General features: G+C 55.6%; 10 protein-coding genes. 8 read left to right on the top strand and 2 right to left on the bottom strand.

What is annotated here, in order from left to right; genetic code table 11:
* Positions 1 to 338: 338 nt before the first annotated feature.
* Positions 339 to 1,037: an oligogalacturonate-specific porin KdgM family protein gene (locus GRH90_RS05040; RefSeq protein ID WP_162364807.1), complete on the top strand. Its 699-nt coding sequence runs from the start codon at positions 339 to 341 to the stop codon at positions 1,035 to 1,037.
* Between the two features lie 38 nt (positions 1,038 to 1,075).
* Positions 1,076 to 1,663 carry a DJ-1/PfpI family protein gene (locus GRH90_RS05035; RefSeq protein WP_162365051.1) on the top strand — a complete coding sequence of 196 codons (588 nt, stop codon included), beginning with the start codon at positions 1,076 to 1,078 and terminating at the stop codon, positions 1,661 to 1,663.
* Between the two features lie 32 nt (positions 1,664 to 1,695).
* On the opposite strand, the gene GRH90_RS05030 is transcribed toward GRH90_RS05035, so the two are convergent.
* On the bottom strand, positions 1,696 to 3,216 hold the full coding sequence (locus tag GRH90_RS05030; protein WP_162364806.1) for a glycoside hydrolase family 43 protein: 1,521 nt from the start codon (positions 3,214 to 3,216) through the stop codon (positions 1,696 to 1,698).
* A gap of 421 nt (positions 3,217 to 3,637) precedes the next feature.
* On the opposite strand from GRH90_RS05030, the gene GRH90_RS05025 reads away from it, so the two are divergent.
* From GRH90_RS05025 to GRH90_RS05000, 6 genes are all read left to right on the top strand, one after another.
* Entirely contained in the window at positions 3,638 to 8,464 is a 4,827-nt protein-coding gene (locus GRH90_RS05025) for an ATP-dependent helicase (RefSeq protein ID WP_162364805.1), read from the top strand.
* An 895-nt stretch (positions 8,465 to 9,359) separates the two neighbouring features.
* A complete protein-coding gene (locus GRH90_RS05020) occupies positions 9,360 to 10,250 on the top strand; it encodes a carbohydrate ABC transporter permease (protein WP_162364804.1) in 891 nt (296 codons plus the stop codon).
* The gene (locus tag GRH90_RS05015) at positions 10,243 to 11,163 is read left to right on the top strand and encodes a carbohydrate ABC transporter permease (RefSeq protein ID WP_178113034.1); all 921 of its coding nucleotides are present in this window, start codon (positions 10,243 to 10,245) and stop codon (positions 11,161 to 11,163) included. The genes GRH90_RS05020 and GRH90_RS05015 overlap by 8 nt, the downstream gene beginning before the upstream one ends.
* A 13-nt stretch (positions 11,164 to 11,176) precedes the next feature.
* Positions 11,177 to 12,304, top strand: coding sequence for an ABC transporter ATP-binding protein (locus GRH90_RS05010; RefSeq protein ID WP_162364803.1), 1,128 nt, complete (start codon positions 11,177 to 11,179; stop codon positions 12,302 to 12,304).
* 15 nt (positions 12,305 to 12,319) lie between these two features.
* Positions 12,320 to 13,606 carry an ABC transporter substrate-binding protein gene (locus tag GRH90_RS05005; protein ID WP_162364802.1) on the top strand — a complete coding sequence of 429 codons (1,287 nt, stop codon included), beginning with the start codon at positions 12,320 to 12,322 and terminating at the stop codon, positions 13,604 to 13,606.
* Between the two features lie 267 nt (positions 13,607 to 13,873).
* Positions 13,874 to 14,572 (top strand): oligogalacturonate-specific porin KdgM family protein, encoded by a 699-nt coding sequence (locus GRH90_RS05000; protein ID WP_162364801.1) that lies wholly within the window; start codon positions 13,874 to 13,876, stop codon positions 14,570 to 14,572.
* Between the two features lie 211 nt (positions 14,573 to 14,783).
* On the opposite strand, the gene GRH90_RS04995 is transcribed toward GRH90_RS05000, so the two are convergent.
* Positions 14,784 to 15,950: an oligogalacturonate lyase family protein gene (locus GRH90_RS04995; RefSeq protein ID WP_162364800.1), complete on the bottom strand. Its 1,167-nt coding sequence runs from the start codon at positions 15,948 to 15,950 to the stop codon at positions 14,784 to 14,786.
* Positions 15,951 to 16,015 lie beyond the last annotated feature (65 nt).

Raw genomic sequence — 16,015 nt, 5'->3', positions numbered from 1 at the left:
TGTGATTGAGTTCAAATGTAGTGTTGATAGGTTTTCCATAAAAAATTAAACAGAAAGCCATATTGATAATATTATATCCCGAGTGTCGAAATAAATCTGGGTGATTATTGTAACTCACTGTAAATATTGATATTTATATTATGGCATAATAATTGCTATATTCATTAAGTCAATGGGTGTTTTAACGCTGCTTCTGGTTGTCGCAGAGCGTGGGAAAATAACTCAATGGCAAAATAAAGAATATTGCCGTCATTCAATAAGACGATACACGGAATAACCCGATGCTGCGGGAACCTGTTTATCGAAATGATTAAACAAAAACAATAGCAGGATAGAATATGAAAAAAATTACTTTTCTGGCCATGGGTCTGCCCCTGGCCTGTTGTACTCTGAACGCCATGGCGTCCGCGACCTGGATTGACAACCGTTATGCGCATACCACCGCATCGGAAAAAAACCAGTATAAAATCGGCGCCGGTCATATCTTTGATAACGGAGCCGGGGTACTTGTCTCGTCGATGTATGATTTGGGGCAGGATTTCGGTCAGCTTCGAAGTACGTTCCAGGAATATGAGGGGTGGTATCCGCTGCCATTAAACGATAAATGGAGTATTACGCCGGGCGGGCTGACGGATATTGACAGCAGCGGCACCAAACTGGCGCCCTATATCAGCCTGGATTACAAATTCAGCAAAGTCGTCAGCGTGTCAACCCGCTACCGTTATAATCACATGACCCACCAGGAAAGAGATTATAATAATGAAATGGATTTTAACGACAGCCACCAGATTGATCTGTTCCTTAATTACCAGGCCACCGATAAATTATGGCTGCAGTTCAACCCGGAGTTCTTTATCAATACCGGGGATTATTATGCATCCAACGGCAAGAAAACCCATTGGGAACCCAGTATTGTCGCGCGCTACCGGGTTAACCAGCATTGGATGCCCTATGCGGAGGTGGCGTGGCTGGATCAGGATCAAAATAATGATAACCAAGTGCGATTCCGTTTAGGGATTCGTTATTATTTATTCTGATAAGGAGGCGGGCGGGCAGCCCGTCCAAATAATCCATGATGACAAAACATGTCGCGCTATTACTTGCTCCGGGATTTGAAGAGGCGGAGGCAATTATTATCCTTGATGTGCTAAAGCGGCTTGATATAGCGGTGACTACGCTTGCTTGTCATAACAGCCAAATTCTGGACAGCTACCACGGCCTGTGCGTGAAAGCCGATGCGTTGCTTTCCCTGACATTACTTAACGGGAATAGTCCGGCGCTGTACGATGCGGTAGTGATCCCGGGCGGCCCCCTGGGCACGCAAAGCCTGGCGGAAAATCATGCCGTGATCGATTTTATCCGCCGCCATGATGACGCCGGCAAATGGATTTGCCCGATATGTTCCGCCGCCGCTCGCGTGCTGGCCCCGCATAAGTTGTTAAAAGGGCGCCGTTATGTCTGTTCCGGCCGGCCGTCCGACCCGGTTGCCGACGGCGTCTATGTCGACGCCACGGTGGTGGCGGACGGCAATTTATTAAGCGGGCAAGGGCTGGGGGCGGCGTTCGATTTTGCCTTTTATCTCGCCATGCGTTTAACCGGTGATGAAGCGCGGATACGCCGCCAGGCTGAACATATTTATCATCGGTTGAACCTCGCGTTGTAACGCCGGGGGGGCGGATTAACCGCCCCCCGGCGTTATTTGCTATCGACGGTGAAAGAGTCAAAATGGACATGACCGCCCGAGTCACGCTGCGATGATGCCGCGTAGAGGCCGATTTTCGCGCCGACCCATTTCCCCGCCCCGGCGGAAAACCTGGGAGACACCGCCTGCCATGCTTGCCCGGCGGCGCGATAGCGGAAATGACAAATCCCGTCATAACCGACATCGCAGGCCAGTTCCGATGGTGGGCAATCGGTTATATCGGCCACCGGCACCCAATGCTCGGTAAGGATACCGCGCTCGCTTATCCAGCCGTGACGCAGGCCGAGCAATAGGCGGTCTTGTCCCTGATGCAGCGCCAGCGCCGCGTAGCGTTCGCCATACACCACCAGACCGCCCTCATCCCCGGACCGCTGAAAATCCGGGGTGACGCCGCAGCACACGGAGAAACGAACTGCGGGGAACTTTTGCAGCAGCAGTTGTGGCGTTGTATATAACGCGGGAGCGCCATCCCAGGCGGCCATCGGCGCGCAGCGTAGCCGAAGTCCCGGCCGGCCCGGGTTAACCCAGTCGTCGGCGGGGTTGGCCTGCCATTGCCACTGTTTCCCGGGCCGGCCGTCGGCAAAATCGTCGCTGGTCTGGATTTCGCAGGGGGAGTAGGGCAGGCCCGGCAGCCGGTGTGTCAACACAGGTTGCCCCTTGCCGGGTTCGTCGCTTGGCTCGCCGGGTAGCGGCCAGCCGTCCTCGCGCCAGCGCAGCGGCTGTAAATGGACTACCCGTCCATACAGGCCTTTATCCTGAAAATGAATAAACCAGTGTTCGCCATTCTCCAATGCCACCCAACCGCCCTGATGCGGGCCGTTAATGGGTGTTTCGCCCTGATGCAGCACATCGCGGCTTTCCCAGGGTCCCGGCAAACGGGCGGCGCGCAGCACGGTTTGCCAGCCACGCTTTACGCCGCCGGCCGGGGCGAAAATCCAGTATTCGCCACCGCGTTTATACAACTTCGGGCCCTCCAGCGTCGGGTGCGACGGCGTACCGTCGAAGATAATCTGTCCTTCATCCAGCAAACGCGAGGCATCCGGCGCCATTTCGATTAGCTGGAGCTGATTTTTGATGCCGCTGCGGCTATAAGCGAACGCATGGACCAGCCACGCACGGCCGTCGTCGTCCCATAACGGGCACGGATCGATCCACCCGGACACCTGTTTCAGGCAATGCGGCGCGCTCCATTCGCCCAGCGGATCGGCGCTATGACAGACAAAAATGCCGTCGTCCGGGATACTGAAGAACACCCAATATCGTCCGGCGTGATAGCGAATGCTGGGCGCCCAGATACCTTTGCCGGGTTGCACGCCGTCATAGCCGGCAAAAGGCAGCCGCGGCACCACATGGTTGACCAGCGTCCAGTGGATCAGGTCGCGCGAGTGCAGCAGGGGCAGGCCGGGAACATGATTAAAACTGGATGACACCAGCCAGAAATCGCCGCCGGTCCTGATAATATCTGGATCGGCATAGTCGGCGTGGATGATCGGATTTCCATAAAACAAAGACATAGGCGTGTTCACCGTTGTGTTGTATTTGTCCCAGGGAAAAGCAATTTTCAAGCCAGGAATATAACTCATTTAATATCAGTTAGTTAAAATTTGTGTTTGGACAGCGCCGGTACGCCGTTCCATTGTGTTGGCTTGCGCCTTGAACCCACAACCTCGAACCCTCAATCTGCTAATGGTGCTAAGCTTTTAATCATTGCTTGCCGGCGTCTACCGCCGCCAGCCGGCCGCCTGAGAGCAGACCGGTGGGAATGGTCGCTCTTCCGGCCCTTAAAAGGATCGCCTCATCATGAAAAAAATCGGTTTTCCGTCGTTTGGGCACGGGTCGTCGACCGCGCGCTGCATATTGGTTATCCAGCGACCTGGCGGCGGTGGAAGCGCAGGGCGGCGACGGGGCCCGTTTCGCGGCGGGCGTCGATAAGCGATGCTGACGCCAACACCGGCTCCCCCAAACCCTTTAAACCGGTTCCAGCCCGCGACCCGGGACTGGTTCGCCGCGACGTTCGCCGAGGCAACGCCCGCGCAGCAGGCCGCCTGGGCGGCGATTGGCGCCGGCGACTGCACGTTGGTGATTGCGCCCACCGGTTCAGGCAAGACGCTGGCGGCCTTTTTGCACGCCATCGATCAATTGTTTCAGGAGCGCGAACGCGACCCCGGCCGCGCGCGCCAAACCGCCACCCGGGTGCTGTATATCTCGCCCATCAAGGCGCTGGGCGCCGATGTGCGGCGCAACCTGCGCATGCCGCTGGACGGCGTCAGCGCCGGGCGCCGGCGGCGCGGCGATCCCGCAGTGGAACTGACGGTGGGCATGCGCACCGGCGACACGCCCGCCGCTGAACGCGCCAGACTGCTGCGACGGCCGCCGGATATTCTGATCACCACGCCCGAGTCGCTGTATCTGATACTGACCTCCAAGGCGCGCGAGACCCTGCGCGGCGTGACCACGGTGATTATCGACGAGATCCATGCGGTGGCCGGCGCCAAGCGCGGCTCGCACCTGGCGCTGAGCCTGGAGCGGCTGGACGCGTTGCTGCCCGCGCCGGCCCAGCGTATCGGCCTGTCGGCGACGGTACGTCCGGTTGAGCGCATGGCCCTTTTTCTCGGCGGCGCGTTGCCGGTTACGGTGGTCAATCCGCTGTCGAGCCGGACCCTTGAGATGAAAATCGTGGTGCCGGTAGAGGATATGACCGATATACCGGCGCGCGGCGATGCGTCCCCGGAGGCTAAAGCGTCCGGGCGCGCGGGGTCGATTTGGCCCCATGTGGAAGCCAGTATCCTCGAGCAGGTCCTCGCCTGCCGTTCCACCATCGTGTTTACCAATTCCCGCGGGTTGGCGGAGAAGCTGACGGCCAGGCTCAATGAACGCTATGCCGAGCGCTATGCCGAGCACTATGCCGAGCACTATGCCGAGCACTATGCCGAGCACTATGTCGAGCACTATGCCGCCCCATCCCAACCGGAAGAACCGGCCGCGCATTATCTGTCCAACTCGGGCGGCACCGGCAAGCGCGCCGCCGGCGAACCGCCGGCCATCGCCCGGTCCCATCATGGCTCGGTGTCTAAGGAACAGCGGGCCGAGATTGAAATCGCGCTTAAATCCGGCGAGCTGCGTTGCGTGGTCGCCACCTCCAGCCTGGAACTCGGCATCGACATGGGGCTGGTGGACCGGATAATCCAGGTTGGCGTGCCGCCGACGGTTGCCAGCGCGCTGCAGCGGGTGGGGCGCGCCGGCCATCAGGTCGGCGGCGTGTCGTCCGGGATGATTTATCCGCGTACCCGGCGCGATGTGATCGACGCCGCCGTTACGGTGGAGCGCATGCTGGCGGGGCGACTGGAAGCGGTGGCGCCGCCGCGCAATCCGCTCGATGTGCTGGCGCAGCACACCGTCGCCACGGTGGCCATGGAACCGATCAATATCGAGGACTGGTATGCGATGGTGCGGCGCGCGGATCCGTTTCGCGCCTTGCCGCGCAGCGCCTTCGACGCCACGCTGGATATGCTGGCCGGCCGTTATCCGTCGGAGGCGTTTGGCGAATTCCGCCCACGCCTGGTCTGGGATCGCGCGAGCGGCCTGCTCACCGCCCGTCCAGGGGCGCAGCACCTGGCGGTCACCAGCGGCGGCACCATCCCGGATCGCGGCATGTTCACCGTCGTTTTGCCGGAAGGCGAGGAACAGAGCGGCGCGCGGCGGGTCGGCGAGCTGGACGAGGAGATGGTGTACGAGTCGCGGGTCAACGACGTGATTACGCTGGGCGCCACCTCCTGGCGAATCCAGCAGATTACCCACGATCGGGTGGTGGTGATCCCGGCGCCGGGACGCTCCGCCCGGCTGCCGTTCTGGCATGGGGACAAAGCGGGCCGGCCGGCCGAATTGGGGGAAGCCATCGGCGTCTTCCTGCGCGAGGCGGAGGCGGCGACGGCGGGCAGGCGGTGCCCGCCGGGTGGGGCCGGCCCGCTGGCGGCGCGTCTCAGGGCCGCCGGGTTGGACGATAACGCCATCAGTAACCTGATCGACATGGTGGCGGAGCAACGCGAGGCCACCGGGGCGCTGCCTACCGACCTGACCTTGGTGATTGAGCGCTGCCGCGATGAAAGCGGCGACTGGCGGGTGATGCTGCATTCGCCCTATGGCCAGCGTGTGCATGCCCCCTGGGCGCTGGCGATCGCCGCGCGCGTCCACCAGCGTTTGCACATCGATCCGGCCATCGCCGCCAGCGATGACGGCATCGTGGTGCGCATACCGGACAGCGTGGGCCGGGTACCCGGCGCTGAACTGTTTCTGTTCGATCCCCAGGCGCTGCCGCAAATCGTCACGGACGCGGTGGGGCATTCGGCGCTGTTTATCGCCCGCTTTCGCGAATGCGCGGCGCGCGCTTTGCTGCTGCCGCGCCGCCGCCCCGGCAAACGTTCGCCGCTGTGGCAGCAGCGCTTACGCGCCGGTCAGCTGCTGGAGATTGCCCGGGAACATGACGATTTCCCGCTCATCATCGAGACCGCCAGGGAGTGTTTGCAGGACGTTTACGACCTGGCCGCATTGCAGGCGCTGATGCAGCGGCTGAATGACGGCGCGGTGCGCTTGCTGGAGGTCACCACCGAGATCCCTTCGCCGTTTGCGGCTGATTTACTGTTCGGTTACGTGATTGAGTTTATGTACCAGGGCGATGCGCCGCTGGCCGAACGCCGGGCGTCCGTGCTGTCGCTGGACAGCGGCCTGCTCGGCGAACTGCTGGGACAGGTGGCGCTGGGTGAGTTGCTCGATCCCCGGGTGGTGGAACGGGTCGGGCAAGAATTGCAGCGTACCGCCGCGGATCGCCGGGTAAAGGGAGCGGAAGGGCTGGTCGACCTGTTGCGCGAGCTGGGCCCTTTGTCGCGCCAGGACATCGCGGCGCGCCTGGCCCGCGAGGACAGGGCCGGCACCCCCGGCGAGTATCTGGCGCAGCTGGAGGAGGCGCAGCGGATTATCCGCGTGCGCTTGGTGGATGAGTCGCGCTGGGCCAGCATCGAAGATGCCGCTCGCCTGCGCGACGCGCTGGGGGTAACGTTACCGCCGGGCATTCCGGCCGCATTCCTGCAGGCGGTCGACGCTCCCTTGCGCGAGTTGCTCAGTCGGTATGCCCGCACCCATGCCCCTTTTACCTCAGCGCAGATGGCGACCCACTTTGGGCTGGGCGTGGCCGTGGTCAACGAGCAACTGGAGCACCTGCGCGATCGGGGCAGGATTTTGCCCTGCAGTGTCGACGGCGAGTGGGGCCGGGAAACCGAGTCCGGCGCGTTGACCGGCGCCGGCGCCAAACGCCGGTGGGTGTGGGATGAGGTGTTCCGTCGTTTGCGCGCGCGTTCCCTGCTGGCGGCGCGCGAGGCGACCCGTCCGGTAGCGCGCGAGGCGTTCGTGCGGCTGGTGCTGGAGCGCCAGGGCGTGCTGGCCGACGCCGCCGCGCAGGAAGGGGGCCAGCAGGCCCCGCCGGCTGCGGCGCAGGGCGCGTTTGCCGGCGTCGATGGCATCGCGCGGGTGATTGAGCAACTGGCGGGAGTGGTTTTGCCGGCTTCGCTGTGGGAACGCCAGATTTTGCCCGCCAGGGTGCATGACTATCGGCCGGCCATGCTGGATGAACTGATCGCCGCCGGCGAGGTGATTTGGGCCGGCCATGGCGCGCAGGGCGACGCCGATGGCCTGGTCTCCCTGCATCTGCGCGAGTTCGCCGGCGAAACGTTGCCGCTGGTGGACGAAGAGGCCACGTTAACCACATCCGCGCTGCAGCAGGGCGTTCTCGCCGTGCTGGCCGATGGCGGCGCCTATTTTGCCCGTCAGCTGGCGCCGCTCGTCCAGGCGCGCCTGCCGAACGCCGACCAACAGGGAATAGCGGAGGAGGTTACGCCTGCCGAGGTGGCGGAAGCCTTGTGGGATCTCGTCTGGCAAGGCCGCGTCACCAGCGACGCCTGGTCGCCATTACGCGCGCTGACCGGCGCCCGGCCGCCCGTCCGTTCGCGCCCGGCCCGCTCCCTGCGGCACCGGCGCCAGGTGGCGGGGTGGGCGCCGGTCTGGAAACCGGCCAGGCTGGAGACGGCCGGCAGCGTCCGGTTGGGCGACGCGGCCCTGGCCGGCCGCTGGTCATTGCTGCCGGTCGGGCCGGTCAACCCGACCGTCAGAATGCTGACCCAGGTCGAGAATCTCTTTGACCGCTATGGCGTGGTAAGCCGCGGCGTGGCCGTGGCGGAGCAGGTGCCGGGAGGATTTCCCTCGCTCACGCCGGTGCTGCGGCGGATGGAGGAGGCGGGTCGCGTGCTGCGCGGGCGATTTATCATCGGGTCGGGCGCGGCGCAGTTTGCCGATCGGGCTACCATTGAACGTCTGCGCGAGTTGGCGGAGGCGCCGTCCGGTGAACCGGTGGCGCTGTCGGCCAGCGATCCGGCCAATCCCTTCGGCTGGCTGTTGCCCTGGCCCTCCCATCGCGCAGGCATTCGTCCGGCGCGTCGCGTCGGCGCCATGGTGGTGATCCGCCACGGCAGGCTGGCGTGCTACCTGGGACAGAGCGGCCGCCAACTGCTGACCTTTACTGATAAGAACGATGCCGCCGCCGGGGAGCTTGCCGGTGGATTGCTCGCGTTGGTAGCCGCGCTAAGGCGCGAGAAACGCCGGGTGTTCACGCTGGAGAATGTCGATGACCGGCCGGCGCATGCCAGCCCGGTAGCGGAGGCCTTATCGGCGGCCGGCTTCTCGCGTGTTCCCAAGGGGTACGCCTGGTATGGCTGAGACGGGCTGCTACCGGCGTAAAGCGATCCCCCTGGCGTCTTTATCATGCCGGAAGATACATCCGATTAGATTTTAATGTCACCAATATAATTTTTAACCCCGCGTAATTATAGTCCTTTGTGCTGCCCGCCGTTTAACCTGCGCCATGCCGGCTCCTTTGTATACGGCAGGGTAAATGAGTTCTGCCCTTAGATATCATTAGCAGGAGTTTACAAAAATTAAAATGTTATGAAAAATTATTTTGGACATAATTAATTACATCCTGAGCGTCAAGAACAGAATGTCCAGAGGTGGAACCAAGGGCTAATGGCCGAACCCGCACCGGCGTCTTGACGAGCTGCCGTCAGAACCCGGTTACGATTATGTATAATCACGTTGTAAAATTTTGCGATCTATATCATATAGTTAGATTAATAAATTTTTTTCGTTAAATTGAAATCAAAACATAAAAAAAATCAAAACAACGTTTCGACTTTGATCACAGTTTTATCATATGGTCGATGACGAAGGGCAAAGTTAAACATAATATATTGAAACACTATTTCTCTTTACTAGAAAGAAAGCTTCAGTAAACCGGGGGGTAAGGCATGGCATCAGCAAGCGATAGCACCGACCGGGTGCAGCCAGGATGCGCTGGCCAGCGGCTACGCCGTGCCGCCAAGGTACCGTCAAGCCGGGGCAAATGTTACGCCGGCCCATCGCTTTATGCTGTTTCCGTGTCGGGGAAAAAACCGATTTAAACGGCGTTCCACCAGGGATCACTGATTGACCCTGTAAATTCGCCTCACAGAATATGTTCCCGGAAATAACTAGGGTTAGGGAGGCATGATGTCAATGATAGTCATCCCAGATGTAAAGATAAGATATTTCCATGTATCTAAAATAGGTAAGTATGATGAATGAAAACAGATTGCTGGGGTTAGCCTATATATCGCCTTACATAATAGGGTTGATTGTATTTACGGCGTTCCCTTTTGTGTCATCGTTTTTTCTGGGTTTTACCGACTATGACCTGATGAATCCGCCGGTATTCAACGGGATGGAAAACTATCGCCATATGTTGTTGGAAGATGATTTGTTCTGGAAGTCGATGTGGGTGACCTTTGCCTATGTTCTCCTGACAATTCCGCTGAAGCTGGCTTTTGCGCTGGGGATAGCATTTCTGCTGAATTTTAAACTGCGGGGTATTGGGTTATTCCGTACCGCTTTTTATATTCCTTCCATACTCGGCAGCAGCGTGGCTATTGCCGTGTTATGGCGCGCCTTATTTGCCATCGATGGGCTGCTGAATAGTTTTATTGGCGTATTAGGCTTCGACCCGGTTAATTGGCTGGGGGAACCGGCCCTGGCGTTAACATCCGTGACCCTGCTGCGGGTATGGCAGTTTGGTTCCGCCATGGTGATTTTCCTGGCGGCGTTGCAAAACGTGCCGCAATCACAATATGAGGCGGCAACGATCGACGGCGCATCCAAGTGGCAAATGTTTATGAAAGTCACGGTGCCGCTCATTACCCCGGTGATTTTTTTTAATTTTATCATGCAGACCACCCAAGCATTCCAGGAATTTACCGCCCCCTATGTCATAACCGGAGGCGGGCCAACCCATTACACCTATTTGTTCTCGCTGTATATCTATGATACGGCGTTCAAATATTTCGATATGGGCTATGGCGCGGCGCTGGCGTGGATATTGTTCCTGGTGGTCGCTGTTTTTGCCTCCGTTGCCTTTAAATCCTCAAAATACTGGGTTTTCTACTCCGCCGATAAAGGAGGGAAAAATGACTGAAATACAAAATAATGCCGGCGATAATAAATCGGTCAGTTCAAACACCACTGCTGAAATGGAAATTAAACGTACACTGCGCAAAGAGAGAATTAATGCGACGTTCCGCTATGTTATCCTGATTACTGTTGGGCTAACGATGCTCTATCCGCTGTTATGGATGTTCTCGGCCGCATTTAAACCCAATAATGAAATTTTCACTACTCTTGGCTTATGGCCCGAACACGGTACCCAAGATGGTTTTGTTAACGGCTGGAAAACAGGAACGGAATATAATTTCGGCCACTATATGATGAACACTTTTAAATACGTTATCCCTAAAGTATTCTTAACTATTATTTCGTCTACCGTGGTTGCTTACGGCTTTGCGCGTTTTGACATTCCCTGGAAGAAATTTTGGTTTGCCACGCTGATTACCACCATGTTATTACCCAGTACGGTATTGCTGATCCCGCAATATATCTTGTTTAGGGAAATGGGCATGCTTAACAGCTACCTGCCGCTTTATCTGCCACTGGCTTTTGCCACCCAGGGATTTTTTGTCTTCATGCTGATTCAGTTTCTACGCGGCGTGCCGCGGGATATGGAAGAAGCGGCGCAAATAGATGGGTGCAATTCGTTCCAGGTGTTGTGGTATGTCGTGGTGCCGATTTTAAAACCGGCGATTATCTCGGTGGCGCTGTTCCAGTTTATGTGGTCCATGAACGATTTTATCGGTCCGTTGATTTATGTCTACAGCGTGGATAAATATCCCATAGCGCTCGCCCTGAAAATGTCGATTGATGTCACCGAGGGGGCCCCGTGGAATGAAATCCTGGCGATGGCCAGCATCTCCATCATGCCGTCTATCATTGTTTTTTTCCTGGCCCAACGCTACTTCGTTCAGGGCGTCACCAGCAGTGGAATAAAAGGCTAATCGAGGATTTATCATGGCTGAAGTTATATTTAGTAAACTGGGCAAGGTGTATTCCAACGGATTCAGGGCGGTGCATGGCATCGATTTAACCATTCGCGATGGTGAATTCATGGTGATTGTCGGCCCGTCCGGCTGCGCCAAATCCACCACGTTGCGCATGCTGGCCGGACTTGAGACCATCAGCGACGGGGAGGTGCGCATCGCTGAGCGGGTGGTGAATAACCTGGCGCCAAAATCCCGCGGCATTGCGATGGTATTCCAGAACTATGCCTTATATCCCCATATGACCGTGCGCGAGAACCTGGCCTTCGGCCTTAAATTAAGTCGCTTGCCGAAAAAAGAGATCGAGGCGCAGGTCGCCGAGGCGGCGAAAATCCTGGAGCTCGACGAACTGCTCGATCGCCTGCCGCGCCAGCTTTCCGGCGGCCAGGCCCAGCGTGTCGCGGTCGGCCGCGCCATCGTAAAAAAACCCGATGTGTTCCTGTTCGACGAGCCGTTGTCCAACCTGGACGCCAAGCTGCGCGCCTCGATGCGTATCCGGATTTCCGATTTGCATAAGCATCTTAAAAGTAGCGGCAAGGCGGCCACCACGGTGTACGTCACCCACGATCAAACTGAGGCCATGACCATGGGAGATCGCATATGCGTGATGAAGTTGGGCCATATCATGCAGGTTGATACGCCGGATAATCTTTACCACTATCCGGCCAACATGTTTGTCGCCGGGTTTATCGGTTCGCCGGAAATGAATATCAAACCCAGTACGCTTAAGGTAACCGATGGGCAAATCGGCCTGAGGGTAGGGCATTACATGTTGATATTGAGCCGGGAGCAACAAACCAAGGTGTCGGCGTATGCCGGACAACCCGTCTTCTTTGGCGTCCGTCCGGAATTTATCCACATTTCATTATCTCCTTTCTCCGGGAATCATTCCCAGGGGGAGCTGGTTCGCGTGGAGAACATGGGCCATGAGTTTTTTATGTATATTAAGGTCGATAATTTTGAATTGACCTGCCGTTTGCCGTCCGAGCAAGCGCGGGACATTGTCGCTAATGGTTTGCAACAGACAGTATATTTTCAGTTCGATATGGATAAATGCCATATATTTGATGCCAAGACAGAAAAAAATATCTCTCTTTAACAGGAGCAGTACCTTATGAAAAAAATAATCCCAAACACGCTGATTGTCTCCATGCTGGCGATTTTTTCGTGTCGGTCTATGGCTGCCGAGATTGATCTGCGGATGTCATGGTGGGGCGGAAATGGCCGTCATCAGGTGACCCTGAAGGCGCTTGATGAATTCCATAAGCAGCATCCGAATATCAATGTCAAGGCTGAATATACCGGCTGGGATGGACATCTTTCCCGGCTGACCACGCAGTTGGCGGGCAATACCGAGCCTGATGTAATGCAAACCAACTGGAATTGGCTGCCGATCTTTTCCAAAGACGGGAAAGGGTTTTATGATCTGTATAAGGTCACAGACCAACTGGACCTGAGCCAGTTCGACCCAAAGGAACTGCGGCAAACCACGGTGAACGGCAAGCTGAACGGCATTCCGATCTCGGTTACCGCCCGGGTATTCTATTTTAATGACCAGACCTGGAGCCATTCTGGACTGAAATACCCTGCACAATGGGATGAATTAATCGCCGCCGGTAAAGTTTTTCAGGAAAAACTAGGCGACCAATATTATCCCATTATCCTGGAACACCAGGATACGCTTTCACTGCTGCGTTCGTATATGACGCAAAAATACAATACCCCGACAATCGATGAAAGTACGAAAAAGTTCGCTTATAGCCGGAAACAATGGGTCGAATTTTTCACCCTGTATAAAAAAATGGTGGACAGCCATGTGATGCCTTCAACCAAATATTATGCCTCATTTGGTAAAAGCAACATGTATGAAATGAAGCCCTGGATTAATGGTGAATGGGGCGGCACCTATATGTGGAACTCCACCATCACCAAATATTCGGATAACCTGACCAAGCCCGCGAGGCTGGTGCCTGGTCCTTATCCTATGTTGCCCGGAGCCAAAGACGCGGGCCTGTTTTTCAAACCGGCGCAAATGCTTTCCATCGGCAAATCCACCAGATACCCGCAGGAAAGCGCCATGCTGATCAATTTTTTGCTTAACAGCAAGGCGGGCATCGACGCCCTCGGCCTGGAGCGCGGCGTACCGTTAAGCGCCGCGGCGGTTAAGCAACTGCGCGATAACGGCACCATTAGAGATCAAGATCCCGCCGTGGCCGGACTGGATCTGGCATTAAGCTTGCCGCATGAAATGAAAACCTCACCTTATTTTGACGATCCGCAAATAGTGTCATTATTTGGCGACGTGCTGCAATCTATCGATTATGGACAAAAAAGCGTTACCGAGGCGGCGGATTATTTCAACCAGCAGGGGGATCGAATACTCAGCCGTGCAATGAGATGACTATTTTAGTGCAATTAATATATTCCCTTTAATCTCTTCTTGCCGATAATACGGCATAAGGACTAAGTAATAACGATAATAAACCATTTAACTAATTTAAAATTTAATCAACGCCCTATTTTTTGACACTATATAGGTGGTTTTGGTTAAATTATAAAGCCAGTATAAGTAGACCTCAGATAAAAAAAGAGGACGCCATGGTTATGCCTATGGGGTCCCATGAATGGGCATGTATTTTTTATCAATTAATAACTCTGGGATATTAATATGAAAACAGTATTGACTATTTTGGCGGTAGTCTCCGCCATTAGCTTTGGCGCGGCCGCGACCACTATTGACTATCGGCATGAAATGAAAGATACCAGTAAATCTGATCATAAAGATCGCTTACTGCTCTCCAACCGATTTGCCAATGGTTTCGGCTTATCACTGGAAGGTAAATGGGGCCAGCATAGCTCAGATAACACGCCCAATAAGCCGTTCAATGAACATGTCAGCAACGGCACGGAGGTCGTGGCCAGCTATGTGTATAAATTCAATAATACCTTCCAGTTGGAACCGGGATTTTCACTGGAGTCATCTTCTGATTCAAATAATTACCGGCCCTATTTGCGCGGAAAATTAAATTTTACCGACGATCTGTCTGCATCATTGCGTTACCGTCCGTATTTTAAACGGAACCAGCCACATGAAACCAAGACCGATGAAAAAGGTCATACGTTAACTATGGTGCTAGGCTATAAATTCCTGAAAGACTATACCGTAGAATACGAGTTGGAATACAAAAAATCAGAGGACGTCATTTTATCCAATAACGAAAAAGAAGACTGGTCCCATGACGTTAAGCTAGCCTATAAATGGGACAAAAATTGGACTCCCTATCTTCAGGTCGCCAATGTTTCCGGCAGCAGCGTCACCGATGAACGACAGACCCGTTTTCGGGTTGGCGTGCAATATAATTTCTGACGCAATAGGCTTATTAAGGTATTAACACCACGCTTTAATCCCTGGTTACCACCCTTTGGGGAAAGGCCATTGCACGTTCAGCTTTCCCCTTTTTTGTCCCGTGGCGTGTCCTTTTTGTCAACTATCGGTGGATCAGGGTTATACCGGCCCGGGGAATGGCCGGCATGCCGAAATGATAAGCACCGCCGGCAGGCCCGGGCAGAATCAATGCCTAGGGGTTGCCGGGTTTGGGCAATGTCGCCAGATAAAGCGCCGGTTTACCATGCATATCGGAGGTAAACAATACCTGTCGGTCGTCCGGGGTAAACGACGGGTGGGGATGCGTCACCTGCCGGTCGCCCTCAAGGACTTTCCAGGATGTATCATGCCGGGCAATCTGTCGCTGTGTCTCATTTTTTATATCAAATAAATACAAAAAAGGGTCGTTATCAATTTTATAACCCCCATCGTCCTGCACGTCCACCGGGGCATTGGCGCCATCGCCCACCAGCAGCGAGCCGTCATGGTTGCTCATCAAATGGGAGCAGGGCGGCATCGCGGTAATCCGTTGGTTTTCCAGTGTTAACGGATCGGCCCGGCAGATAAAACGTTCGGCATTGCCCTTATGGTAAGAGACATAGATCAATGTAGAACCATCAGGCACCCAAAACTCGTGAGTACAGCTTTCTTCGGCGGCCTGGGTTTTCACCTTGCGCATATTACTGCCGTCATCATTGATAAGCCACATCCGGGCATCCACCAGATCATGGGGCCCCTCATGGCAAAAGGCCACGGTGTTATCATCGCCGGGGCGGTAAATCGGGTGGCCGAGCCAGCGATTTTCCTGCAGGATTGTCGTTGCCTGGCCGCTGGACAGGTTAACCTTGACCAGTCGGCAGCAGGGGTTGGTAAAGTAAAAATCGTGAAATTTTTGCCAATCGGTCAGCGGTTGCCAATCTTGGCTTTTGATTTCGATACCTACCATGCTATCACATGCGGAATTTGCCACCCAGGTACCATAACCCACCCATTCGTCCGGTACCTGGTAAATTATCGTTTCGTTCAGGGTCGCCAGGCAGACCCTTACAAGTTTACGTCCGTCTTTCACATAAAATAAGGCGGTATCGTCAGGCGAGAGGAAACCACCAAAAGTATTATCACCCCGGCCTGCGGTTAATTGAGTCGCCTCCTGCCGGGGAATATCCAGCAAATAATAGTTCCAGGGTCCATCGAAGGCGCCGCTGAACAGTAGCTTTTTGCCGTCGCGGCTAAAACATTTCTGATAAAAATAGTTACGATGGCAGGTAATATCCACCGGCGTTAACCTGGTCACCTGTGCCCCGGTGGAGGTGTCTATATAGGTATAAAAGTGCAGGGGTATAACTTGACCTTTTGCCATTAATGAGATCCTTATCATAAAATATGAAATTCATTGGCCAGGGAAATAACTGCTGGCAAACACCA

Source organism: Acerihabitans arboris (genome assembly GCF_010131535.1).
Lineage (GTDB): Bacteria > Pseudomonadota > Gammaproteobacteria > Enterobacterales > Enterobacteriaceae > Acerihabitans > Acerihabitans arboris.
Note: the sequence above shows the minus strand (reverse complement) of the source record. Positions and strands in the feature narration are given on the sequence as shown.

Excerpts from the sequence above, each read along its gene's own strand:
- GRH90_RS05040 (WP_162364807.1), top strand. The coding sequence starts at position 339 with ATGAAAAAAATTACTTTTCTGGCCATGGGTCTGCCCCTGGCCTGTTGT.
- GRH90_RS05035 (WP_162365051.1), top strand. The coding sequence starts at position 1,076 with ATGACAAAACATGTCGCGCTATTACTTGCTCCGGGATTTGAAGAGGCG.
- GRH90_RS05030 (WP_162364806.1), bottom strand. The coding sequence starts at position 3,216 with ATGTCTTTGTTTTATGGAAATCCGATCATCCACGCCGACTATGCCGAT.
- GRH90_RS05025 (WP_162364805.1), top strand. The coding sequence starts at position 3,638 with ATGCTGACGCCAACACCGGCTCCCCCAAACCCTTTAAACCGGTTCCAG.
- GRH90_RS05020 (WP_162364804.1), top strand. The coding sequence starts at position 9,360 with ATGAATGAAAACAGATTGCTGGGGTTAGCCTATATATCGCCTTACATA.
- GRH90_RS05015 (WP_178113034.1), top strand. The coding sequence starts at position 10,243 with ATGACTGAAATACAAAATAATGCCGGCGATAATAAATCGGTCAGTTCA.
- GRH90_RS05010 (WP_162364803.1), top strand. The coding sequence starts at position 11,177 with ATGGCTGAAGTTATATTTAGTAAACTGGGCAAGGTGTATTCCAACGGA.
- GRH90_RS05005 (WP_162364802.1), top strand. The coding sequence starts at position 12,320 with ATGAAAAAAATAATCCCAAACACGCTGATTGTCTCCATGCTGGCGATT.
- GRH90_RS05000 (WP_162364801.1), top strand. The coding sequence starts at position 13,874 with ATGAAAACAGTATTGACTATTTTGGCGGTAGTCTCCGCCATTAGCTTT.
- GRH90_RS04995 (WP_162364800.1), bottom strand. The coding sequence starts at position 15,950 with ATGGCAAAAGGTCAAGTTATACCCCTGCACTTTTATACCTATATAGAC.